The sequence below is a fragment of the Arthrobacter sp. Z4-13 genome, from assembly GCF_054792705.1.
On the sequence record NZ_CP096459.1, the window covers coordinates 2,596,408 to 2,618,818 of the forward strand.

The window sequence follows — 22,411 nt, forward strand, 5'->3', positions numbered from 1 at the left end:
GTTTTGGACTATATCTGAAGACTCGCCGTCCTTGGACCGGTGTCTTGGACGGGACGCAATCTACCGTGGAACGGTGAGAAGAAAACCGATTGAACTGGCAGCCGTTGCTACCGCGGCAGTCCCCGGACTGACCCCGACGGCCGTTAGCTCTGCCCCGGACGATCCTGCGGACTTCGATTCCGCCCTGCTGCTCGACTCCGAGGGCAAGCGGTGGCGGGTTCGCTCGCCGCGGCATGCCGAGGCGAGCGCCCGGCTTGAGACTGAATTTCTCGTGCTGCGGGCATTCGCCCCGGCCATCCGCGCCGAACTGCCCTTTCTTATGCCCACGGTTGCCGGCAGCGTGCGGCTGGGGACGTTGAGCACGTTTGTCTACTCGCATTTGGCCGGCAGCACGCGCAGCGTCGAGGAACTGACCGCAGGACCGGACGCCCTCGCCCGCGAAATCGGCGCCGCCCTTGCCGCCATCCATGACCTGCCCCGTTCGCTGGTCAGCAATGCCGACCTGCCCAGCTACACCCCCAACGAGTTCCGCCAGCGCCGGCTGAATGAACTGGATCAGGCGGCAACCACCGGAAAAATTCCCCCAGCCCTGCTGCTCCGCTGGGAGCACGCGCTGGAAGACGTCTCCTTGTGGCGCTTCAACCCCAGCGTGGTGCACGGCGACCTGCACGAGGACAACCTCCTGGTGGAAGGTCAGCGGGTGACCGCAGTGACTGGATGGACTGACCTGAGGATCGGCGATCCTGCCGACGATTTCGCATGGCTTGTGGCCTCCAATGAGCAGGACTTCGTGGACGCGGTCCTGGCTGCCTATACGGCCAGCCGCCGGGACACCCCGGATAACCACCTCCTGCGTCGGGCGGCACTTTCCGCAGAGTTCGCCCTTGCCCAGTACCTGGTGAAGGGGATCGCCTCGGATGACCCCGGCATGATTTCGGAGGCCGAGGAGATGCTGGGCACCCTTGCCCGTGATATTGAAGAGCACGGCGGTCAGCCCATCAGCGTGGAGCCGCAGCCGGCGCCGGGCGCGCCTGCTAAAGGCAGTGCGCCCGCCGTGGGCAACGTCCCGGCTAATAGCAACGTGCCCGCCATGAGGGCGGCCGACGCCGGTCCGACGGGTGCGGTGCCTTCCGTTACGGTGGTCCCGCTGCCGGTCCCGGTCCCGGCCCCGGTCCAGCCGGCGGTCCACGTCACCCCCATCCCGGCAGAGTCCCCGGCCGACGCCGGCCAAGAGGCTGCTGCGGCAGGCAACGGGACGATGAATGACAGCGGGCAGACCAAGGGGGAGGACAGGAAAGACCTGGACGACACCTCCACCGCCGCCATCTCCATCGTCGACGTCACGAAGAACTAAGGGCAGCCGCCACGATTTCCTCCAGCTCTGCGGCTGTTCCGAGATCGTGGGGGCGCACTACCTCGTTGTCCGCCACGTAGAAAAAGGCCGCCCGTACTTCCTCAAGAGGTACCTCTTTCAGCCGTGCCCAGGCCAGGCGGTACGCCGCAAGCTGCACTGACTTGGTCCTTAGCTGCGCTGCGGACGGACGCCGTCCGGTCTTCCAATCCACCAGGTCCCACCGGCCGTCGGCATCCCGAAAAACCGCGTCAACGCGGCCACGCACTACGACGTCACCCACCCGGGTCTCGACCGGAACCTCCACGAAGGCCGGCGACCGGTTGGCCCAGGGGGATGCCTTGAAAGTTGCCACCATGGCATCGAGGTCATAGGCAGCATCGATGTGGTCGTCGGAGCCCGGAGGTTCGCCGAGGTCGAGCATTCCGGCGGTACCGAAGTACTCCTCCACCCATGCGTGGAACGCGGTTCCCTTCCGGGCTGACATGCCGGGTTCCCGTGGCACAGGCCTGCGGAGCCTGCCCAGCACCGCGGCGGGGTCCTCCCGCAGTTCCACCAGGGTTGATGCCGAGATGTGCCCAGGCAGGTGCACTTCCCGGCCGGCGGTCCTCCTGGCGCGGCGTTCCAGCAGCAGCGCCGCTTCCCGCGCCCATCCCCGTGCCGCACCGCTCAGCTCCTTGCGGGGGCCGGCCTGCCCTGCGGGGGCTTCCGCCTGGTGCAACACCGGACGTGCTTCGCCGTCCCGGTCCCCCAGGGCGGCAAGAACGTTGGCGGCGGCCGTCTCCATTGCCTCCCGCCGTCCGGGTGAAAGGCGCAGGCGGTTTCCGCTGCGTGGATCAACCGGCCCCTCAAGGGGGTCGTACGGCCAGTTGGCAACTTCGGCTTCAAGGGTGAGAGGGCTTTCCCCGGGGAGGGAGGCTTCCTCCAGGGAGCCTGGGTGGAATGTCGCGGGTGACCGCGGCGCACCACCTCTCACCTGTGTGAGTTCCTCAAGCTCTGCGAGGAACGGTGACATCTCAGCGCGCACTGCCCGCGAGCCGACCCACGCAGGGCTGGACGCCCAGAGGACGTGCTTGGCCCTGGTGTAGGCCACATAGGCGAGGCGGCGTTCTTCTGACTCCCCGTGGGCCTGGACATCCGACTTGAAGTCCTTCTCCGCGTCCAGCCAGCCTTTCTGGTCCGGCTGGTCGAGGTCCCATTGCGGAAGGTCGGCGCGGTCACCCCGGAGCGGCCAGGGCAGTGCTGCTGAACCGCTGCTCCAGCGGGAGTCCCTGTCACTGGGGAAGGCCCCGGCATTGAGCCCGGGGACGAAAACCACGTCCCATTCAAGGCCTTTTGATGCATGGACCGTCAGGAGTTGCACGGCCTCCCGGTTGACGTCGCTGGCGGGTGCTTCCAACCCGTTTTCCTCCACAGCTGCAGCCTCCAGCCAGGACAGGAAAGCGAGGATGTCAACGCGCTGGGACGTCCGCAGGAATCCCGCGGCGGCATCCTGGAAGGCGTCAAGGTTGCGGCGGGCCTGGTGGATGCTGATGCCGGGCCGCGCGGCCACTTCGATGTCCAGCAGCATGGCCCGCTCGACTTCACCCAGCAGGGTGGTGAGGTCATCACCAAGGTAGCCCCGGAGCTGCCGCAACTCGGATGACAGCCGGGCAAGCCTTTCGCGGGCGCCAGCGCTGAGCGACCGGCCGTTCGTGGACGTCCAGCCCTCCCGGGGCAACCAGTCCAGGGCTTCCACCAGGCTGGCAGCATCGGTCAGGTCGCTTTCGAGGACCGTTTCACCTGCTTCCTCCAGCTGCCCTTCAAGCGACGCTTCAGAAGCCTGTCCCCGCCGGCGGGCCAGCTGGCTGGACCAGTCGCGCAGCGCCATCAGGTCGGCGGGGCCGATGCGCCAGCGGGCACCCGCCAGGAGGCGCATCAGGGAGTCCGAGCGTCCGGGGTCGGCCAGTACACGCAGAGTGGCCACGAGGTCCACAATCTCCGGGGTATCCAAAAGCCCGCCAAGCCCAACAATTTCATACGGGATTCCCCTGGCTTCAAACTGGCGCCGGATGGTTTCCATCTGCGCGCGGCGGCGGCAGAGGACAGCAAGGGCCGGCTGTACGGCGGTTCCGTCGGATTTCAGCTCGAAGTCCGTCACCCGGTACCTCAGAACGTCCTCAGCCAGCGCGCACGCTTCATCTACATCCGTCCCGAAGCGCCCCAGCACCACTGTTCCCTCGACTGCATTCGGGCTGGGCTGCAATGGAGGGACGTCAGCTGCGGCAGAGCCTCCCCCGCCCGCCGGTCCCCGCCGGGCTTCTGCCTTGCCCAGGGACTCAGACATCACGTTGGCTGCCAAGAGGATGGACCGGCCGTTCCGCCAGGCCGTCGTCAGGTAGGACGTGGGGGCAGGAGCCCACTGCCCTGCCTCCGCTGGACCGCTGCGCACGGGGAATTCGCGGACAAAGTGGAAAAGCTGCCCGGCCGAGGCTCCACGGAAACCGTAGATCGACTGGTTGGGGTCGCCCACCGCGGTCACCGCATGCCCGCCGCCGAAGAGCCGGGAGAACAACACCAGCTGGGCATACGAGGTGTCCTGGAACTCGTCGAGCAGCACCACCTTGTACCGCTGCCGCTCCATATGGGCGGCCAAAGGGACATCCTGCGCCACTTTGGCGGCGAGCGCCACCAGGTCTCCGAAGTCAAGGGCCCCCCGCGCCCGCTTCGCTGCTGCGTACCGGCCCACCATGTCGGCCACACTCGCCCGGGTCCGAAGCATCCCGGCGAGCTCGGCCGCCGCCTGGGGCGGGTTCTTCTTTTTGCCCGCCTGATACGGCAGGGACTCAAATTCGGACAGCCGCGCCATCAGCCAGGCTTCCACGTCCTCTGGCTCCTGCAGGTGCTCCGCGCATTCCCCGGCAAGCTGGATGACGGCTTTCACCAGCGTGGATTTGGCAGCACGGAAGTGGGCGTACTCGCCGTCGTAGGCCTCCACCACCTCACTGGCCAGCTGCCAGGCCTGTGCGCCGCCGAGCAGGACCACGTCCCGCTCCACGCCCAGCCGCAGTCCGTAGTCCGAGACAATGCCGCTGGCAAAGGAGTGGTAGGTGGACACCTTGGGCTCGAGGGAATCGCTGCTGGCCACCTGTTCCGGGAACAGCCGGTGTCCGGTGTCCTGGCTGGCCAGCCGTTGCAGGGCCGCCAACTTGGCCCGTATCCGGGACGCGAGCTCGCCGGCGGCCTTGCGCGTGAACGTTACCCCGAGCACTTCCTCGGGCCTGACCCAGCCGTTGGCCACCAGCCAGACGACGCGGTCGGCCATGGTGGCGGTCTTGCCCGATCCTGCCCCCGCTATGACCAGCCGCGGCGTCAGCGGCGAACTGATGATGGCCGACTGTTCCGGGGTGGGGACGTTCTTCTCGCCCAGCAGCAGCGAGAGCTCTTCCGGAGTGAACCGCGGTTCCGGGACCCCGGCATCGGGCATACCTGTTTCCCCGCTCATTCCGTTACCTGCCTTCCCCGCACACACAACGGACACACTTCTGGGAGCCGGCAGCCGTGGCCGCCGTGGCTTCCCTTCGAGGGATCGTGCCGTGCCACAAATTCACTGCCGCCCATCACCGCAGCAGCCTCCTTCACCATGCCCATGGCCCAGTTGTCCTGCGGATCAAGTGCTTCCTGCTGCTGGATGCCAGGATTTTTTGCACCCGTACCAAGCTGGGCGAGTACTGCACCACCGGGCACCGAAGGGGTGCTCCCCCCGGGGCTTTCCCTGAAGCCACCGGCGAGGACTGCGGCCTGGTAGGAGCCAAGCTGCGGATGCGTGGCGAGTTCCGCCTTGCCCGGCTGCCGTTTTCCTGTTTTGAGATCCACGATGACCAGCCTGCCCTCACTGTCGATTTCCAGGCGGTCCACCTGCCCGCGGAGGACGGCCGCACGTGGCGCATGGTGGTCCACAACCACATCCGGCAGCGCCACCTCAAAGTCCTGCTCAACGCCCAGCAGGCTCCGGCCCTCGCTCCTCATGACCAGCACGTATTGGGCAAGCTTGCGCACCATCGCCTCCGCACGCTGGAAATCAAGCCTTCCCTCCCAGTTGTCCTTCATCCCCAGTGCGGGCCAGCGGCGCACCAGTTCGGCCACGTATTCTGCTCCTGACGCATCCGGAAGTTCCTGCGCGATAGCGTGGACCAGGGTGCCCAGGCTCCTCGCGAAATCGGTGGCCGCTTCGCCGCCCGCCGCCTGCACGAACCAGTCGAGCGGCGACTTCTGGACCGTCTCGACCTTCGACGGGGACACAAACACCGTTCCGCCGGGGGGAACCACGGCATCGGACGAGGTCAGCTGTGGCAGCCCCCACCAGCTTGCGGGATGAGCGCCGGCCACAGGAGGCTCGGCGGCCGCGAGCCGCGCGAGGACCCGCACCGCTTCCTCCGCCTCAGCGGCGTGCCGTCCGTCCAGCTGGGCATGTTGCCGGAGTTCTGCAACCAGCGCCCGCAAGGTCATGGGGCGTTCCACCGGGGTGAAGGCCCGGCCGTCCTGGCCGGGTTTGAGGGGGGAGACGTGATCCAGGAAGGAGGACGGCTGGTCGTCCTCAGAGGAGACGGCAGTGCAAATCAGGAGCTCACGTGCCCTTGACACCGCCGTGGAAAAGCTCCGCAGTTCGTCGTACCGGATGTCCCGCAACCGGCTCAGCGGGTCCCTCTGCAGCGCGTAACCCGTTCCGTGCTCAACTGCGTCGGCGTACAGGGTGCTGCCCAGCAGTTCACCGCGGAGCCGGGTGTTGGGCCACACGCCTTCCTGGAGTCCGGCCACCAGGACAACGGGCCATTCCCGCCCTGCTGCGCTGGCGGGAGTCATCAGTTCCACGGCGTCGTCCAGCTGCGCCCGGGCGGCCAGGGTGTCCATGGGGAGCTCCTGGTTCAGCAGGTACTCCAGGAACTGCTCGGGACCGGCGCCAGGCATCTGGTCGACGTAGCGTTCGGCAGTGTGGAAAAGCGCCATCATGGCGTCGAGGTCCCGGTCGGCACGGGCGCCATGCGGCCCGCCGGACAGCGCGGTTTCCGTCCAGGCAGCCGAAAGGCGGGTTGAATTCCAGAGCGCCCAGAGCACGGATTCAGCGTTGGCACCCGGTTCGAATGCGGCTTTCCGCCCCGCCTGGATCATGCCCGCTGTACGGCGCGCAGCCCTGCCTTCCATGCCGAGCGAGGACAGTGCTCCCGGTTCCAGCAAGGCTTCGACGAGCAGGTCGTCGCTGGCGCGCCCGCCCCCGCCCAGAAGCTCCTCGCGCCTCAGCGACTGCCGCAGGCGGCGCAGTTCGATGGACGTGGCACCGCCGATACGGGACGTCAAAAGGGATACAGCTGTTTCGGGGGTCAGCAGGGCCGTGTCCAGCGACACGGCGAACGCATCGAGCAGGGGCCGCACCGCCACTTCGTCCCGGACGGCGGCTTCAGCCACAGGCACCCGGGCCGGGATCCCTTGGCCGGACAGATAACGCTGCAGCTCGCTGACCTGCGCCCCGTTACGCACAATCACTGCGATGTCCGCCAGGTCCCTGCCGTTGTTGATGTGCTGATCCAGGATGCGCTGTGCCACATACCGCAGTTCATGCACCGCTGACGGCACCAGATGGGCTTCCACCGCTCCCTGTTCCCGGTTCCCCGCCGGCTGATCGAGCTGCCTGGCAAGCTGCCCGCCTGCCCGCTGCGAAATACGGGAAGCAACCCCCAGCCACGCATCCGCCAGCACCCGCCCATGCCGGTGTGCGTACCGGAGCGGCCGCTCCAGGGCGGGGGCATCCGGCGACAACAGCTGCGGCAGTTCGGCCACCAGATCAGGGCGGGCACCGCGGAACCCCTGGACAACCGTGTCCGGGGAGAAGGACACGTAGCAATCCTTTCCACGGGCTATGTCGGCCAGGAGCTCAAAGACGGCCGGGTTTGCCTCCTGCACGTCATCGACGATGATCACCTGCAGCCGCTCTCGCTCGGCTGCCAGGAATTCAGGGACGTCCTGGAAAATCTGGCGTGCGGCGGTGATGATCCCGGCCGGATCAAAAGCCTCAGGCATCCGCAGGTCCAGGACGTCACGGTATTCCGCGTACAGGGCGGCGGCGGCAACCCAGTCAGGCCTGTGGCACTGCCGGCCCAGCTGGGCGAGGTCCGCCGCGGTCAGGCCGGACTCGATAACGCGGTCAAACAGTTGCCGGACTTCCTGGCGGAAGCCGCGGGTCTCCAGGGCTCCATCGAGATCGTCCGGCCACGGCAGCTCCAGCCCTGGCAGGCGGTGGCCTTCGAGAAGCTCCTTGATGATGAGGTCCTGCTCCGGACCGGAAAGGAGGCGTGGCGGCCGTGAGAGCGGCAGTACTCCCTCGGCCTTGGCCCGCCGGAGGACATCAAAGGCATAGGACGCCCAGGTCCGGGCCGGAGTGGTGCTGAGGCTTCTGTCCAGCCGGGCGGTGAACCGGTCGCGAAGGGAGTCGGCCGCCAGCCTGGTGGGGGCCAGGATGAGCATCCGTTCAGGGTCCACCCCATCACGGAATACCCGCGTGACCGCGGCCTCGATCAGGACGGTGGTTTTTCCCGTCCCCGGAGCCCCCGGAACCAGGACAGGCCCGGATCCCTGTTCCAGGTCAACCGCGGCCTGCTGATCGGAGGTCAGCGACGGGGCGTGGGCGTCAAGCCGCCGCGGTGGCAGCAGTTTGAGGCCCGGAAGGCCGGGCTGGGCAAGGTGCCCGGCCCCGTCCTGCACGTCTTCAGCTGCTTCTGCGAACCCGGCGTCAAGGCCTTCTGCTGATTCCTGCCGGTACTCGTCGCGGGGACCTGTAAAGGGAACTGTTACTGTCACGCCGACATTCCATCATCAGCCACTGACAATTTCCGGAGCCGGCGCTCCAGCTCGCCGGCAACGGCGTCAATCTGCTCAAAATCCCTATCAGCCGGCGCCCACCGTGCCGCGGAAAGGTCGACCCGCCAGGAACCCTCCCCCGTCCGCAGATTCGCCTCGTAAGCACCTGCCAGCACGGTTCCTTCCCGAAGGTACTGATGGAGTGCTTCGGCTTCGTGGCCCTCGGGCGCCTGGCCGCTGGCTTTGAGGATCCGCCACCAGGGAACACCGCTGCCGTAGTGGCTCATGACTGAGCCCACCTGCCTGGGCCCACCCGATCCCAGGAGTTCAGCGACATCGCCGTACGAGACTGCGGACCCTGCCGGCACCAGCCTCACGATGGCCAGTACCGCCTCCACATACTCAATCCGCATTGATCCAATGTAGCCGCAGTGGCGCTCCCGGGAATTGTCGGTGGCTCCCGATAGCGTTGAGCCATGAGCACCTGGACCAGACTTCCCCGCGCAGCCTTTGACCTTGAAACCACCGGCCGCAACTCGCGTGCCGCGCGGATTGTCACAGCGTCAGTCACTGTTGTGGACCACAAGGGCGAGGTCATCACAGAACATGAGTGGCTGGCCGATCCCGGGGTTGAAATACCCACCGAAGCCAGTGATGTGCATGGCATCACCACTGAGCAGGCCAGGCGCGACGGCAGGCCGGCCCGCGAGGTGACGCAGGAGCTCGCGGCAGTGCTGCAGGCCCTTTTCGACGACGGTATTCCCGTCATCGCGTTCAACGCCAGCTACGATTTCACGGTGCTTGCTGCCGAGTCGGCCCGCTACGGGGTTCCGCAGCTTACCCGGTTTCCGGTCCTTGACCCCTACATCATGAACAAGCAGGTGGACCGTTACCGCAAGGGCAAGCGCACCCTCACGGCCTTGTGCGAAGAGTACGGTGTGGTCCTGGACAACGCCCATACGTCGGCCGCCGATGCCTTGGCTACCCTAAAGGTCCTGGATGCGATGGCCGGAAAGTTCCCTAAACTGAGTATGCCCGCGAGCCAGTTGCACCAGCTTCAGGTGGACTGGGCCGTGAGCCAGGCTGCCGATTTCCAGGGCTACCTCCGCAAGACCAAGCCGGCGGCTGTCATTGAAGGCGACTGGCCCGTGCTCCCGCCGCAGGAGGCTGCCACCAGCGGTTTCTAGCCCTGGGGCCGGCTCCCGGCGTCCGAGATAAATTTCACAGCCACGGGGGTTAATAAGGCAGCTTGTTTCCGTGCTCCCAAGATTCGACGCTGGACCCTTCCCAAGTCCCGGCGGAACTGCCTTAGTGGCGAGGTACCGAATTTCCTTCGTCAGGAAGCACTTGTCACCCGCCTTTCTTCGCGACACGGCAGGAAAGGCCGTAGTGAGACAATAAAGTTTTGCGGTCACCCCTGCCTTGGCCTTGCTTGATCAGCACTGGGCAGGTGCCAGGCGCCACCAGCGCAGCCTTGCGGCCCGGTTGACTTATGACTCAATGAAAGTGACAACCTGATGAAAATCAAAGCGATGAAGTGGCTGACTACCGCTCCCGTGGCACTCGCCCTCGCTGTTTCCCTCGCAGCATGCGGCTCAGGATCCTCGGAGCCCAGCGGAACGCCCACGGACGCCCTCGCCGGCAGTGACCAGCAGACACTGGACAAGTACACCACCGCCGACGTCACCCCGATCGATCAGATCGACAAGACAAAGCTCGGCCTCAATACTGAAGGCAAACTGGAGGTGGGCACACTTTCAGATGCCCCACCGAACATCTTCATTGACCCGTCCGGCAAGTTCACTGGTTACGACAACGAACTGCTGCGGGCCATCGCCGGCAAGCTCGGCCTTGAGGTCGAGTTCGTTGCCACGGACTTCTCGGCACTCCTTTCCCAGGTGCAGACCAAGCAGTTCGACGTCGGCTCCTCCTCCATCTCCACCACGGACGCCCGTCGAGAAAACGTGGGCTTCACCAACGGCTACGACTTCGGTTTCATGGCAGTAGTTGCCAAGACCGACAGCGACGTCAAGGGCTTCGCCGACCTCACCGGCGACGTCCGCATCGGCGTCGTCCAGGGCACCGTCCAGGACGACTACGTCACCAACACCCTGAAGATGGAACCCATCCGTTTCTCCGATTACGCCACCGTGTACGCCAACGTGCGCAATGGCCAGGTGGACGCCTGGGTCGCTCCGTCACAGCAGGCCACTGGGCAGGTCAAGGAAGGCGACGGTACCGTCATCGCCGAGTCCGTCGTCAACACGCAGAACTTCACGGCCTACGCTGTGGCAAAGGACAACCAGCCGCTGATTGACGCGCTGAACTCCGGGTTGGACGCCGTAATCGCTGACGGGACCTGGTCCAAGCTGACCAAGGAGTGGTACCCGGACCGCGAAACGCCGAGCGACTGGAAGCCGGGCAGCAAGGCTGCCACGGTTCCCCAGAGCTGATTGAGCCGGGACGTTTATGGATCAGCTGGCTGACACTTTCTTCAACTGGGAGGAAATGGCCAAAGTCATTCCCGCCCTCTTCATGGTGGGCTTGCCCAACACCCTGATATTGGCCGTAGCTTCCGGCATTCTCGGTTCCCTGCTGGGACTGGGGCTGGCCATGATGGGGATCTCCCGCAACGCGGGGGCCCGCTGGGCAGCGCGCATCTACACCGACATTTTCCGTGGCCTGCCCGCAATCCTGGTAATCCTGGTTATCGGCATTGGTCTCAGTCCGATAGCCCGGGATATCACCGGGTCCCGGAACCCGTACCCCCTTGGCATCCTGGCTCTGACCCTTATCGCAGCCGCCTACATCGGTGAGATCTTCCGTTCGGGTATCCAGAGCGTGGAGAAGGGCCAGTTGGAGGCATCCAGGGCCCTCGGATTCAGCTACGGCAGTTCCATGCGCCTGGTGGTGGTGCCGCAGGGGATCCGGCGGGTCCTTCCCGCACTGGTGAACCAGTTCATCTCGCTGTTGAAGGATTCCTCGCTGGTCTTCATGCTGGGCCTGGCCGCCTCCGACCGGGAAATCTTCCGGATCGGAAATGACGCCATGGCCAACACCGGCAACCTTTCTCCGCTGGTGGCCGCAGGGGTGCTGTACCTGATCCTGACCGTCCCGCTGACCCACTTCGTGAACTTCATCGACCACCGGCTGCGTACCGGCAAGCCGGAAAAGAAGGAACCGGATGAGCTGGCAGCACCTATCGGCAAGGGGGCACAGGCATGACGGAATTCGCTTCCGGAACCCTGACCGGCAAGAACCTGCACCTCTCATTCGGCCACAACCATGTTCTCCGCGGCATTGACCTGCACGTGGAAAAGGGCACCACCGCCTCCGTGATCGGTCCTTCCGGATCAGGTAAGTCCACGCTGCTGCGGGTGATGAACCGGCTGATTGAACCCGACCAGGGCGACATCCTGCTGGATGGCCGTTCGGTCCTGAAGGACAACCCGGATGAGCTCCGGCAGCGGATCGGTATGGTGTTCCAGCAGTTCAACCTGTTCCCTCACAAAACAGTGGTGGACAACGTGTCCCTGGCGCTGCGGAAGCTCCGGAAGCTGCCGCAGGAGCAGGCCCGCGCCGAGGCCCTGGAGCAGTTGGACCTGGTGGGCCTGAAGCACAAGGCTGATGTCCGCCCGGCCAACCTCTCCGGAGGCCAGCAGCAGCGCGTGGCGATCGCCCGGGCCCTGGCCATGAAGCCGGAGGTGATGTTCTTTGACGAGGCTACGTCTGCGCTTGATCCTGAGCTTGTCAAGGGCGTGCTGGCGCTCATGACGGACCTCGCGAAGGGCGGCATGACCATGGTGGTGGTGACCCACGAAATGGGCTTCTCCCGCAATGTGTCGGACACGGTGACGTTTATGGACGCCGGCGTCGTGGTGGAATCAGGACCTCCGCAGCAGATCTTCAGCGAGCCCCGCACGGACCGTTTGAGGGACTTCCTCTCGGACGTCCTCTAGCTCGTCCCAAAGCACAAAAAGAATCCCCGGCTGCACAGCGCAACCGGGGATTCTTTTATGCTCCGCGCCGAGATGGCATGTCACGGCAGTGCCGAAGACCGGGACTGCCGCGAAGTGCCATTTCGCGCGTGGATGGGGCGTCCGACGGCGGCTAGCCTTGGGCGGCTGCTGCTGCCGTTGCTGCGGCCGGAAGTGCCTCGAAGATGCGGTTCATGGCGGCGTCGTCGTGCGCGGCGGACAGGAACCAGGCTTCAAAGACCGACGGCGGCAGGTAGACGCCGGACTCCAGCATCGAGTGGAAGAACGGCGCGTAGCGGAAGCTCTCCTGTGCCTGGGCGTCAGCGTAGTTGTGCACCCCGCGGGCCGAGGTCCCGAAGGCCACCGAGAAGAGGTTCCCCGCAAACTGGATGGTGTGGTCCACGCCGGCAGCGTCCAGGGCGCTGGACAGGGCCGAGGAGAGTTCCAGCGACCGGACGTCAATGTAGGAGTAAACGTCGCGGGTGGCATGGGTCAGCGTGGCGACACCAGCAGCCATCGCCACCGGGTTTCCGGAGAGCGTTCCGGCCTGGTAGACCGGCCCGATGGGAGCGAGGTGGTCCATGATGTCGGCACGTCCGCCGAGGGCCGCCGTCGGCATTCCTCCACCAATGACCTTGCCGAAGGTGAGCAGGTCCGGGGTCCACGGCTCGACGGCATCCGGCGCACCGCCGGTAAGTCCCCAGTAGCCGGAGTACCCGGTGCGGAACCCGGTGAGTACCTCGTCGACAATGAGCAGTGCACCGTGTTCGCGGGTGATGCGGGACAGGCCGAAGTTGAAGCCGTCCTGCGGCGTTACCACGCCCATATTGGCCGGGGCCGCTTCGGTGATGACGGCGGCGATGTTGGGTCCGTGGGCAGCGAAGGCTTCCTTCACGGCAGTGAGGTCGTTATACGGCAGCACCAGGGTTTCGGCCGTGGTGGCCTCGGTGACACCGGCCGAGCCGGGCAGGGCGAGCGTGGCCACGCCCGAACCTGCCGACGCCAGGAGGCTGTCCAGATGCCCGTGGTAGCAGCCTGCGAACTTGATGATCAGGTTGCGCCCGGTGAAGCCGCGGGCCAGCCGGACGGCCGTCATCGTTGCCTCGGTGCCGGTAGAGACCATCCGGAGCCGCTCGACGGCGGGCACGCGTTCCTGGACGATCGCAGCCAGGTTCGCTTCGTCAGGGGTAGAGGCACCGAAGGACAGGCCGCGGTCCACGGCGGCGTGGACCGCCTCCAGCACGGCCGGGTGTGCGTGGCCCAGCAGCGCCGGCCCCCAGGAGCAGACCAGGTCAACGTATTCCTTGCCGTCGGCGTCCGTCAGGTACGGGCCCTTGGCGGAGACCATAAAGCGCGGAGTTCCGCCCACGGACCCGAAGGCCCGGACGGGAGAGTTGACTCCGCCCGGCATCAGCTGGCGGGCGCGGTCAAAGAGTGCCTCGTTGCGAGGATTGCTGGAAGTCATGGTTCCTATTCTCTCAGTTAGCCGGCAAGCAGTTCAGCCACCCTGGGCGCCACCGACGTCCCCAGCAGCTCGATGGAGCGCATCATGGCGGAGTGCGGCAACGGGCCGTTGCTGTACTTGAGGTCGAAGCGGTCCACGCCCAGGTTTTGCTTGAGCAGGACAATCTTCCTGGCGACGGTTTCAGGCGATCCGACATAAAGGGCACCCTCCGGCGCGCACAGGGCGTCAAATTCACCCCTGCCGGCAGGTCCCCAACCGCGCTCGGCCCCGAGCTTGTTCCGCAGTTTCAGCCAGTGCGGAAAGAGTTCCTCCCGCGCCTGTTCATCTGTATCTGCCACGTGGCCGGGCGAATGCGTGGCAACCTGCTGCATCGGGTGGCCGTACTTGGACATCGCTTCCCGGTACAGGTCGGCGAGCGGACGGAATGCGCCCGGCTGCCCGCCGATAATCGCGAAGATGATGGGATAGCCGTACTGCGCGCACCTCAGCACTGATTCGGGCGTTCCGCCAACACCGATCCACGTGGGCAGCAGGTGCCGTTCCAGGGGCGGGTACACGTTCAGGCCGGAAAGGGCGGGCCTCGTGCGGCCTTCCCAATGCACCGGCCTCTGCCCGCGCACTTTGTCGAACAGCTCGAGCTTCTCTTCAAACAGCAGCTCATAGTCCGCCAGATCCAGCCCGAACAGCGGGAAGGATTCCACGAATGATCCACGGCCCAGCATCACTTCAGCGCGGCCGTTGGAGATGGCGTCCACGGTGGAGAACCGTTGGAACACGCGGATGGGATCGTCCGAGCTGAGGACCGTGACTGCGGAACCGAGGCGGATCCGGGTGGTGCGGGCGGCAGCCGCGGCAAGGAAAACCTCGGGTGCGGACACGGCATAGTCCTTGCGGTGGTGCTCCCCCACACCGAAGGCGTGAAGTCCGGCGGCGTCCGCCAGCTCTGCCTGTTCCAGCAACTGGCGCAGTACTTGGGCATGCGACTGGGGGCTGCCGTCCCGGTGCTCGCCGACGTCGCCAAACGTATTCAGGCCGATCAGGATCCGGCCCTCGCCCACCGGTTCGGTGGGCCCCAGGACGGCAGAACCCGGTTCAGGCGCTCGACCCGCGGCCGGTTCCACTCCGGCTCCGGCTCCGGGCAGTGGTTCACTCATCACGACTCCTTCAGCCAGCCTGCCAGTTCAGCCGCCCAGTAAGTCAGCACCATGTGGGCGCCTGCGCGGCGGATGCCAAGCACGGACTCGGTAATGGCGGCGCGGCGGTCGATCCAACCATTGGCCGCAGCGGCCTCGATCATGGCGTACTCGCCCGAGATCTGGTAGGCCGCCACCGGAACCGGGCTCATGGCGGCGACGTCGGCAACGATGTCCAGGTAGCTCATGGCTGGCTTCACCATCACTATGTCCGCGCCCTCAGCCAGATCCAGTTCAACCTCGCGAAGGGCTTCGGTCCGGTTGCCGGCATCCATCTGGTAGGTCCGGCGGTCCCCCTTGAGCTGGGAGTCCACCGCTTCGCGGAACGGGCCGTAGAAGGCCGAGGCGTACTTTGCAGCGTAGGCAATGACGGAGGTGCTGGTGTGGCCTGCCTGATCCAGGGCGGCGCGGATGGCGGCGACCTGCCCGTCCATCATGCCGGAGGGACCCAGCATGTGGGCACCGGCGTCTGCCTGCGCCACGGCCATCCGTGCATAGATCTCAACGGTCCGGTCATTGTCCACGTAGCCCTCGGCATCCAGCACGCCGCAGTGTCCGTGGTCGGTGAACTCGTCCAGGCAAACATCGCTCATGATCACCAGATCGTCGCCGACCTCTGCCCGAACGTCCCGGATCGCCTTGTTCAGGACCCCCTCCGGGTCAAGGGAGGCGGTCCCCTCCGCGTCGCGGGTTTCCGGGATGCCGAACAGCATGATGCCGCCGAGGCCCAGTTCAACGGCCTCTGCGGCCGCCCGCTTGAGTGTGTCGGTGGTGTGCTGGACAACCCCGGGCATCGACGTGATGGGGTTCGGCTCGGTGAGGCCTTCCCGGATGAAGGCCGGCAAGATCAGCTCGGCCGGTGCAAGCCGGGTTTCAGCGGTCAAACGGCGCATGGCCGGGGTGGTCCGCAGGCGGCGGGGGCGTTGGCTCGGAAAAGTCATGCTGTGTCCTTCACGATGTCTATAAATCGGGTGAGTTCCAACAGGCGGGTTGGAGGCATGTCAGGGTGGCTGCCCGCCAGCGTTTCCCCCTGGGCGGAGTGCCGTTTCGACGGCGGCCACCAGCCCATGGGGCGAGGGCTCAACGGCGGTTGCTGCAACGGTGAGGCCCAGCGCGGCGGCCTGTTCCGCCGTCGACCGTCCAATCGCCACCAGGCGGCAGCCGTGCAGTGGCGAGAGGGCTGAAATCCGCCGGACGGCGCTGGGCGAGGCAGCCACCACTGCGTGGATCCGGCCGGCCGCGATTTCCGCGGCGGCTGCTTCCGGCGTCAGTAGGGAGTACGACGGCGGCGACTGCCCCGACCCCTCTTCCTCCAGCGGGATGGCCAGCCTGCGCTCCGCTGCCGCGGGATAGTCGACGGTGCAGTAGGCGGTCACTGCCGTGACTGTGCTGCCGGCCGCCGTCAGTCCCTCGGCGAGGCGCGCGGGTGCAATGTCCGCCTGGGGAAGCAGTACCTTGCCGGCGTCGGCCGGCCACACCTCGAGCAGTCCCGCGGCAGACTGTTCGTTCCGTGGCGTCAACGCCACTGGCAGGCCGGCGGCTTCGAGGAGCCTCCGGCAGGCAGGTCCTACCGCGGCCGTCCGGGTGCCGGCAGGAATCCATTGCAGCAGCGTCAGGCCGCGTTCACGCGCCTTGGCAATGAGTACGTGGACTGTGGTGGCGCTGCTGAGCACCAGCCAGTCAAACGCGCCGGCCCCGAGCGCATCGCAGGCCACATCCAGGGAGTGCTGGTCCGCAGCACGTTCGAAGTCAATCAGAGGCAGCAGGAGCGCCGCGGCGCCTGCCTCCTCGAGGGCCGCCACGAGGGGCAGCGAGCGTTCCGGGCTGCGCGTGATCAGGACCCGGACCCCGTTAAGCCGCTTCCCGCTCCCAGGCCCGGCGCCGCCGTCGGCTGTGCTGTCTGCCACGGTCAGGCCTCCCCGCACAGGGGGTGCCGGCCGCAGCGGGAAGGCAGTCCCATAGCCGGCTCAGGAAGCCTGCAGGTCTGCGATATCGGCGGCACCCGCGGCGAGGAGGACCTCGGCGAGTTCAATGCCCAGCAGGGTGGCCCCCACTTCCGTGAGCCCGTCGGTTGCCCGCTTGTCCCGGACCGAAGCGGTGCCGTCCACGGCACAGACCACGGCCTCCAAGTGGAGCATGCTGCCCTTCCGGAAGGCGTAGGCGCCCACCGGTGCTGCGCAGCCGGCTTCGAGCCGGGCCAGCAAGGCCCGTTCAGCGGTGACCGCGAGCCTGGTGTCCGGGTCATCCAGCGCGGCGAGTGCCTGCGCAAGGACGTCCTTGGATCCCTCGGCAAAACCCGGCCGGGGCGGAGCGTCGGCCGTGCGGCATTCGATGGCGAGCGACCCCTGGCCGGCAGCGGGAAGCATCACGTCAGTATCGAGAAACTCACTGACGGCGTCCAGCCGGCCGATGCGTTCCAGTCCGGCAGCGGCGAGAACCACTGCATCCAGGTCGCAGGATTTTCCCGGAACCACTTGATCCGTAGCGTTGCCCGGCAGCCCGGGCACCCTGCCCAGGCGGGTGTCCACATTGCCGCGGATATCCACGATGTCGAGGTCGGGCCGGGCGGCGCGCAGCTGGGCGGCGCGGCGCGGCGAGCCCGTTCCCACCGTGGCGCCGGAAGGGAGATCGGCAAGTTTGAGTCCATCCCGGGCACAGAGGACATCCCGGACGTCCACGCGCTTCGGTGTAGCCGCCAGGCTGAGCCCTACTGCAGCGCCGGTGGGCAAATCCTTGAGCGAGTGGATCGCCACGTCACACTCGTTGCGCAGCAGCGCATCGCGCAGGGCGGCGACGAATACACCCGTGCCGCCCATTTGGGACAACGAGCCGGTGAGGACGTCGCCGTCGGTCCTGATGTGGACCAGTTCCACCGGGAAGCCTCCGACGGCGGCCAGCTGGTCGGCGGTCTGCTGCGTCTGGGTGAGCGCGAGCTTGCTGGCGCGGGTTCCGATCCGGACTGTCACTGCTGCGGCGCTCCCCCGGCCGTGCCTGCCTGGTTGGCCACGGGCTCGCCTGCAACGGCTTCGCCCGGGTAGGGATCGTGGCCCTTGCCTACGGTGGTGTCTGCTCCGGCGATGGTGGGCTTTTCGCCCCGGAAGTTCGCGCAGCATCCCGGCCGGCAGACGTCGTACCAGGGGCCAAGGGCGGACACGGCCGGGCGGTCGCTGATGTTGTTGGCGACGGTGCGCTCGGAAATCAGGTCCACCATGCCGTTCACGAACGTGCGGTGCGTGCCGGGTGTCGGAACGCGGGTGGCGGCGAGACCGAGGTTGGCACAGGTCTCCAGGGCTTCCGTGTCCAGATCCCAGACAACTTCCATATGGTCGCTGACGAACCCGAGCGGCACGATGACGATGCCCTTGACGCCCTGGCCCGCGAGCTCCTCAATGGCGTCGTTGATGTCCGGCTCGAGCCACGGCACGTGCGGGGCGCCGGAACGTGACTGGTAGACAAGGGACCAGGGGGCGTTAAGGCCTGATTCCTTCTCCACACGCTGGATGACGGCGGCTGCGGTGGCAAGATGCTGGGCAACGTACGCCGAGCCCTCTTCAAATTCGCGGGGTTCATCCTCGGACCGGCCTGCCGCGTCCGCGTCCCGGGTGGGAATGGAGTGCGTGGCGAACAGGATCTGGACTGGCGCGTCTGGCGTGCCCGCGGCTGCGAGCTGTTCCCGAACCTTTGCCAGGCCTGCAACGGTTCCTTCAATGAAGGGCTCCACGAAGCCGGGGTGGTCGAAGTACTGGCGCACCTTGTCCACCTCGAGCCGGCCGTCCAGGCCGGTTTCCGTCAGTGCCATGCCAATGTCCTCGCGGTACTGGCGGCAGCTGGAGTAAGAGGAGTACGCGCTGGTGGTGATCATGAGCAGGCGGCGGTGCCCGGCGTCGTACGCGTCCTGCAGGGCCTGGGGGATGTACGGGGCCCAGTTGCGGTTGCCCCACAGCACGGGAAGGTTGATGCCCCGGGCGGCGAGCTCGGCCTCAAGCGCTGCCTTCAGCTCGCGGTTCTGCTGGTTGATGGGGCTGATCCCACCGTTGGCGCGGTAGTGGTGCGAAACTTCCTCGAGCCGTTCGTCCGGGATGCCGCGGCCGCGCGTGACGTTGCGGAGGAACGGAATGACGTCCTCCTGGCCTTCAGGCCCGCCGAAGGACGCGAGGAGGACGGCGTCGTAATTCTTCGGAGCCATCCGGCCGGCCTCGGTAACGGGGTTCACGGCGGTAACTTCTGCCGGATCCCGGGCATCCAGGGGGCTCATGCCAGCACCTCTGCAACTTCTGCCGGGGAAATGCGGCGTCCGGTGTAGAAGGGAATCTCCTCACGGACGTGGTTGCGTGCTTCGGTGGCGCGCAGGTGGCGCATGAGGTCCACCAGGTCCACGAGCTCGGGCGCCTCCAGGCCCAGGATCCATTCCCAGTCGCCCAGTGCGAAGGAGGAGACGGTGTTGGAGATGACCTGCGGGAAGTCGCGGCCCAGCAGGCCGTGGTCCCGGAGCATCTTGCCGCGCTCGGCGTCCGGCAGGATGTACCACTCGTAGGAGCGGACGAACGGGTAGACGCAAAGCCAATCGGCCGGAGCGACGCCCCGGGAGTACGCGGGGGTGTGGTTCTTGGCAAACTCGGCCTCGCGGTGCACGCCCATCGCGGACCAGACAATCTCCGTCCCGGTGAAGAGGGTGCTGCGGCGGATATCGCGGATGGCCTGCTGAAGGCCTTCAGGTTTGGGCCCGTGAAGCCACACCATCACATCGGCATCAGCACGCATGGCGGAAACATCGTAGCTGCCGCGGTGCGTCACGCCGGACTGGGCGAGCCGTTCCAGCAGGGCCTCGAAGTCGGCGGCAGCATCGGCGCTGCGGATCAGCGCCTCGGAGCGCTTGAAGACCGTCCAAAGGGTGAAAAACTGCTCGGCTGATTCTTCGGTTTTAGTGACAGATTCGGCAGAAGTGTGGCTCATGGTTACAAGTTTGCCCCTTCGTACCCGTCAAGTCGAAACCATCAAGTTCTACAGCCCGTAGAAGTGCTCAATGTCACAGCAGCGTCAGCTTTCCCGCAGGCCCTGACACCTGGCCTAGGGATTCCGCAGGCGGAAGAAGACCAGTCCGGCGGCACCTGCAACCCCTACGAGCCCCGAACCAAGCCACACCAGGGCGCTTTTCGGCTCCGGCTGCACACTGAGCTTCGCGCTGGTCCGCACGCTGTTGCCCGGGATGGCTGCGGCGTACGGCGTCCACCCTGGCTGGGTCTGCGGCACGGAGTAAATCCGCACGTACGCGGCCTGTCCGCCTGCTGCCGTTCCGGCTGCCGGGGCTCCGCCTGCCGTGGCAGCGGCTGCGGACCGATCCGTCCCTGTCGCGGGACCATTACCGGCCACGCTGGATTCGGGCGATGCAGACTTTGCCGTGGCCGCGGCTGCCGCTGCGGACGCCTCCGGAGCGGCAGGGGCGGCTGGGGCGGCAGGGGCACTTGCGGCCAGCGATTCCGGGACCTCGTTGGAAGCCGGCGGCGCAGCACCGGGAGCCGTCCCCGGCGATGCTGGAGCGGAGGTCGCAGCGGCAGACGCCTCCGGGCGGGTGGCTGCCGGAGTGCTGGATGCGGGGGCGCTGGCAGTCGGCACCGGGGACGCCGTCGCCGTGGGTGTGGGCTCAGGCGTTGGGTCCGGCTTCTGCGTGGCCCTGACGGCCGGACGCAGGGCTGACGGAACTGCTGAAGCGGAAGGAGTAACAACCGGGCTGGGACTGGCGGGCTGTTTGTTATCCGCGCCTTGTCCCTTCCCGGCAGGAGCCTTGCCGTTGGCATCCTTCCGGTCGCGGTTCCGGCCGGGCGCTTCCTCGCGTGCTGCAGCAGAGTGGCCCTTGAGCCGTTCCACCACTGGGAGGGATGCGGTATCCACGGCAGGCGCCGCCGGATCACCGGGGTCCGGAGATCCTTCGGTGGCTTGGGACGCCGGGACGCCTGTGGTTAGAACCAGTACCGCTCCGATTGCCGCGGCTGCTGCCCCGCGTCGGATTCCCCCATTGGTACCGGTCCGGGACATGGAAAGCTCGGACCTGTTGTAAAGCATAATCATCGACACTAACCATCCGGCCAGCCGATGTGAAAACCAGCGGAACCTGTATCGGCGGCCCGGAACAGCGGCGTTTTACGCTTTTTGGCGTACTGACCAGCGACGATGTTCAGCCGGCCAGATTCCGGATTTCCGTCATGGTGTCGGACACCACTGCGGCGAGTCCGTTCCCGGCCACCCAGCCACCCACCACGGCGAGGCCGCCAACGGCGTTGCACGCTTTCCGGATCGCCGTGACCTTGGCACGGTGTCCAACGGCGGCAAAAGGCAGGGCGCCGCGCCACCGCACAACGTCCCACTCCACAAGGTCCTGCCGGCCGATGCCAACATTCAGCAGGGCCGAGGCATCGTGAAGCGACGCTGCCAGGAGCTCATCGTCAGTATCCGGCCCACCGGGCCGGCTGCCGCCGCCGTCAACGCGGCCGTAGGAGAGCCGGAGGACGTGGCGTCCGGGGCCTGCGGCGGCGTCCAGCCAATCCCACTTGCCGGTGGCGTGGGTAAGGGCCTTTGCCTGAATGCCGGGGGTTTGAGGTGCAACGAGGATGCCGGTGCCGCGGGGACGGCGGTCCAGTTCGGGCTTGTCCAAAACCAGGGTGACGAGCTGCACGTCAGGCCCGGAACCGGGCTGCTTCCCCGCAATCGCCGGGACTGCTTGTTCCAACAGCCCGACGGCGGCCGGGCCGTCCACTGCCACTGCCAGCAGGCCGGCGGCGAACTTGTCCCCGAGGGCGTCAACGCGCCACCCCTCGGGGGTCCGGACAACAGACGTTGCGCGCGTGCCGGGCAGGAGCGTCACGCCCCGGCCACGGAGGTCACTGACCAGTGCATTGACCAGGGTGTGCATGCCGCCTTCCAGGCCCGCGACGGCGGAGCCGGCCTTGGCTGGTCCCCTGCTGTTGCGCCGCTGGGCTGCCACGGCCGCGGCCAGCGAGCCGTGCTGCCGAAGTCCGGCGCGCAGCCCGGGGGCCACCATGTCGACGTCGAGCATTCCCGGATCAGCAGAGTGGACGCCGCCCACCACGGGCTCAACCAGCCGCTCCAGGACCCGCCGCCCCATGCGCGCCCTGACGAGCGCGGACACACTGACAACGTCCGCGGCGGTCCCGATGGACGCCGGCAGGATCCTGTCGAGGGAAGCCCGGAGCGAGCCAAACAGGCCCAGAGAGCGGCGGACTTCGGGATCCCATGGGTTGGCCGGGATGCCCAGAACCCCTGTCTTGGGAAGTTCGCGCGGGCCGTCCGGCAACTGGACCCAGGCGCCGCCGGGCCGGGGCGCAACAATCCTGTCCGCAAGGCCCAGTTCCCCGGCAAGGCCCGCGACGGCGTCGGACCGGGTAGCGAAGGATTCGGCGCCGCTGTCCAGCGAAAGGCCCGCCACGACGTGACTGCCCACGCAGCCGCCCCACTCCGCGCCGGCTTCCAGGACCGTGACCCGGTGCCCGGCTGCAGCCAGCTCCCGGGCGGAAAGCAGACCTGAGATCCCACCGCCCAGCACCAGCGCGGATTGGGCTCCAGCCGGGTGACTTGCCAT

The 22,411-nt window shown here is 66.8% G+C and carries 17 protein-coding genes; 5 read left to right on the top strand and 12 right to left on the bottom strand.

The window, feature by feature from the left end; all coding sequences use genetic code 11:
- The first annotated feature begins 73 nt into the window (after positions 1–73).
- Entirely contained in the window at positions 74–1,354 is a 1,281-nt protein-coding gene (locus M1E07_RS13700) for a macrolide 2'-phosphotransferase (protein WP_461187215.1), read from the top strand.
- Here M1E07_RS13700 and M1E07_RS13705 read toward each other — a convergent pair.
- From M1E07_RS13705 to M1E07_RS13715, 3 genes are all read right to left on the bottom strand, one after another.
- Positions 1,341–4,835, bottom strand: coding sequence for a UvrD-helicase domain-containing protein (locus tag M1E07_RS13705; protein ID WP_461187216.1), 3,495 nt, complete (start codon positions 4,833–4,835; stop codon positions 1,341–1,343). The two genes, M1E07_RS13700 and M1E07_RS13705, sit on opposite strands and share 14 nt — an antisense overlap.
- Entirely contained in the window at positions 4,832–8,086 is a 3,255-nt protein-coding gene (locus M1E07_RS13710) for an ATP-dependent helicase (RefSeq protein WP_461190403.1), read from the bottom strand. The genes M1E07_RS13705 and M1E07_RS13710 overlap by 4 nt, the downstream gene beginning before the upstream one ends.
- Before the next feature lie 92 nt (positions 8,087–8,178).
- Positions 8,179–8,595, bottom strand: a complete 417-nt coding sequence (locus M1E07_RS13715; protein WP_461187217.1) for an MGMT family protein — start codon at positions 8,593–8,595, stop codon at positions 8,179–8,181.
- Positions 8,596–8,658: 63 nt separating this feature from the next.
- Here M1E07_RS13715 and M1E07_RS13720 point away from each other — a divergent pair, with 63 nt between their 5' ends.
- The 4 genes from M1E07_RS13720 to M1E07_RS13735 all read left to right on the top strand — a co-directional run bounded on the left by M1E07_RS13720 (position 8,659) and on the right by M1E07_RS13735 (position 12,141).
- Positions 8,659–9,369, top strand: a complete 711-nt coding sequence (locus M1E07_RS13720) for an exonuclease domain-containing protein (RefSeq protein WP_461187218.1) — start codon at positions 8,659–8,661, stop codon at positions 9,367–9,369.
- A 330-nt stretch (positions 9,370–9,699) separates the two neighbouring features.
- Entirely contained in the window at positions 9,700–10,635 is a 936-nt protein-coding gene (locus tag M1E07_RS13725) for a substrate-binding periplasmic protein (RefSeq protein ID WP_461187219.1), read from the top strand.
- Between the two features lie 16 nt (positions 10,636–10,651).
- Positions 10,652–11,407 carry an amino acid ABC transporter permease gene (locus M1E07_RS13730; protein WP_461187220.1) on the top strand — a complete coding sequence of 252 codons (756 nt, stop codon included), beginning with the start codon at positions 10,652–10,654 and terminating at the stop codon, positions 11,405–11,407.
- Positions 11,404–12,141 (top strand): amino acid ABC transporter ATP-binding protein, encoded by a 738-nt coding sequence (locus M1E07_RS13735; protein WP_461187221.1) that lies wholly within the window; start codon positions 11,404–11,406, stop codon positions 12,139–12,141. The genes M1E07_RS13730 and M1E07_RS13735 overlap by 4 nt, the downstream gene beginning before the upstream one ends.
- 151 nt (positions 12,142–12,292) lie before the next feature.
- On the opposite strand, the gene hemL is transcribed toward M1E07_RS13735, so the two are convergent.
- The 9 genes from hemL to hemG form a co-directional block, all read right to left on the bottom strand.
- Complete coding sequence (hemL, locus tag M1E07_RS13740; protein WP_461187222.1) at positions 12,293–13,624, bottom strand: glutamate-1-semialdehyde 2,1-aminomutase; 1,332 nt, start codon at positions 13,622–13,624, stop codon at positions 12,293–12,295.
- A 17-nt stretch (positions 13,625–13,641) separates the two neighbouring features.
- The gene (locus M1E07_RS13745) at positions 13,642–14,778 is read right to left on the bottom strand and encodes an LLM class flavin-dependent oxidoreductase (protein WP_461187223.1); all 1,137 of its coding nucleotides are present in this window, start codon (positions 14,776–14,778) and stop codon (positions 13,642–13,644) included.
- Complete coding sequence (gene hemB / locus M1E07_RS13750) at positions 14,778–15,758, bottom strand: porphobilinogen synthase (RefSeq protein WP_461187224.1); 981 nt, start codon at positions 15,756–15,758, stop codon at positions 14,778–14,780. The genes M1E07_RS13745 and hemB overlap by 1 nt, the downstream gene beginning before the upstream one ends.
- Positions 15,759–15,818: 60 nt before the next feature.
- Positions 15,819–16,724 carry a uroporphyrinogen-III synthase gene (locus M1E07_RS13755; RefSeq protein ID WP_461187225.1) on the bottom strand — a complete coding sequence of 302 codons (906 nt, stop codon included), beginning with the start codon at positions 16,722–16,724 and terminating at the stop codon, positions 15,819–15,821.
- A 60-nt stretch (positions 16,725–16,784) separates the two neighbouring features.
- Positions 16,785–17,783, bottom strand: a complete 999-nt coding sequence (gene hemC, locus M1E07_RS13760) for a hydroxymethylbilane synthase (protein ID WP_461187226.1) — start codon at positions 17,781–17,783, stop codon at positions 16,785–16,787.
- Positions 17,780–19,072 (bottom strand): ferrochelatase, encoded by a 1,293-nt coding sequence (locus M1E07_RS13765; RefSeq protein ID WP_461187227.1) that lies wholly within the window; start codon positions 19,070–19,072, stop codon positions 17,780–17,782. The genes hemC and M1E07_RS13765 overlap by 4 nt, the downstream gene beginning before the upstream one ends.
- Positions 19,069–19,770 carry a hydrogen peroxide-dependent heme synthase gene (hemQ, locus tag M1E07_RS13770; protein ID WP_461187228.1) on the bottom strand — a complete coding sequence of 234 codons (702 nt, stop codon included), beginning with the start codon at positions 19,768–19,770 and terminating at the stop codon, positions 19,069–19,071. The genes M1E07_RS13765 and hemQ overlap by 4 nt, the downstream gene beginning before the upstream one ends.
- A gap of 114 nt (positions 19,771–19,884) precedes the next feature.
- Complete coding sequence (locus M1E07_RS13775) at positions 19,885–20,883, bottom strand: hypothetical protein (RefSeq protein WP_461187229.1); 999 nt, start codon at positions 20,881–20,883, stop codon at positions 19,885–19,887.
- A gap of 106 nt (positions 20,884–20,989) precedes the next feature.
- Positions 20,990–22,411, bottom strand: coding sequence for a protoporphyrinogen oxidase (hemG, locus tag M1E07_RS13780; RefSeq protein ID WP_461187230.1), 1,422 nt, complete (start codon positions 22,409–22,411; stop codon positions 20,990–20,992).

Excerpts from the sequence above, each read along its gene's own strand:
- hemQ (WP_461187228.1), bottom strand. The coding sequence starts at position 19,770 with ATGAGCCACACTTCTGCCGAATCTGTCACTAAAACCGAAGAATCAGCC.
- hemL (WP_461187222.1), bottom strand. The coding sequence starts at position 13,624 with ATGACTTCCAGCAATCCTCGCAACGAGGCACTCTTTGACCGCGCCCGC.
- hemB (WP_461187224.1), bottom strand. The coding sequence starts at position 15,758 with ATGACTTTTCCGAGCCAACGCCCCCGCCGCCTGCGGACCACCCCGGCC.
- M1E07_RS13735 (WP_461187221.1), top strand. The coding sequence starts at position 11,404 with ATGACGGAATTCGCTTCCGGAACCCTGACCGGCAAGAACCTGCACCTC.
- M1E07_RS13775 (WP_461187229.1), bottom strand. The coding sequence starts at position 20,883 with ATGATTATGCTTTACAACAGGTCCGAGCTTTCCATGTCCCGGACCGGT.
- M1E07_RS13720 (WP_461187218.1), top strand. The coding sequence starts at position 8,659 with ATGAGCACCTGGACCAGACTTCCCCGCGCAGCCTTTGACCTTGAAACC.
- M1E07_RS13715 (WP_461187217.1), bottom strand. The coding sequence starts at position 8,595 with ATGCGGATTGAGTATGTGGAGGCGGTACTGGCCATCGTGAGGCTGGTG.
- M1E07_RS13725 (WP_461187219.1), top strand. The coding sequence starts at position 9,700 with ATGAAAATCAAAGCGATGAAGTGGCTGACTACCGCTCCCGTGGCACTC.
- M1E07_RS13705 (WP_461187216.1), bottom strand. The coding sequence starts at position 4,835 with ATGAGCGGGGAAACAGGTATGCCCGATGCCGGGGTCCCGGAACCGCGG.
- hemG (WP_461187230.1), bottom strand. The coding sequence starts at position 22,411 with ATGGCAAGTCACCCGGCTGGAGCCCAATCCGCGCTGGTGCTGGGCGGT.
- M1E07_RS13730 (WP_461187220.1), top strand. The coding sequence starts at position 10,652 with ATGGATCAGCTGGCTGACACTTTCTTCAACTGGGAGGAAATGGCCAAA.
- M1E07_RS13765 (WP_461187227.1), bottom strand. The coding sequence starts at position 19,072 with ATGAGCCCCCTGGATGCCCGGGATCCGGCAGAAGTTACCGCCGTGAAC.
- M1E07_RS13745 (WP_461187223.1), bottom strand. The coding sequence starts at position 14,778 with ATGAGTGAACCACTGCCCGGAGCCGGAGCCGGAGTGGAACCGGCCGCG.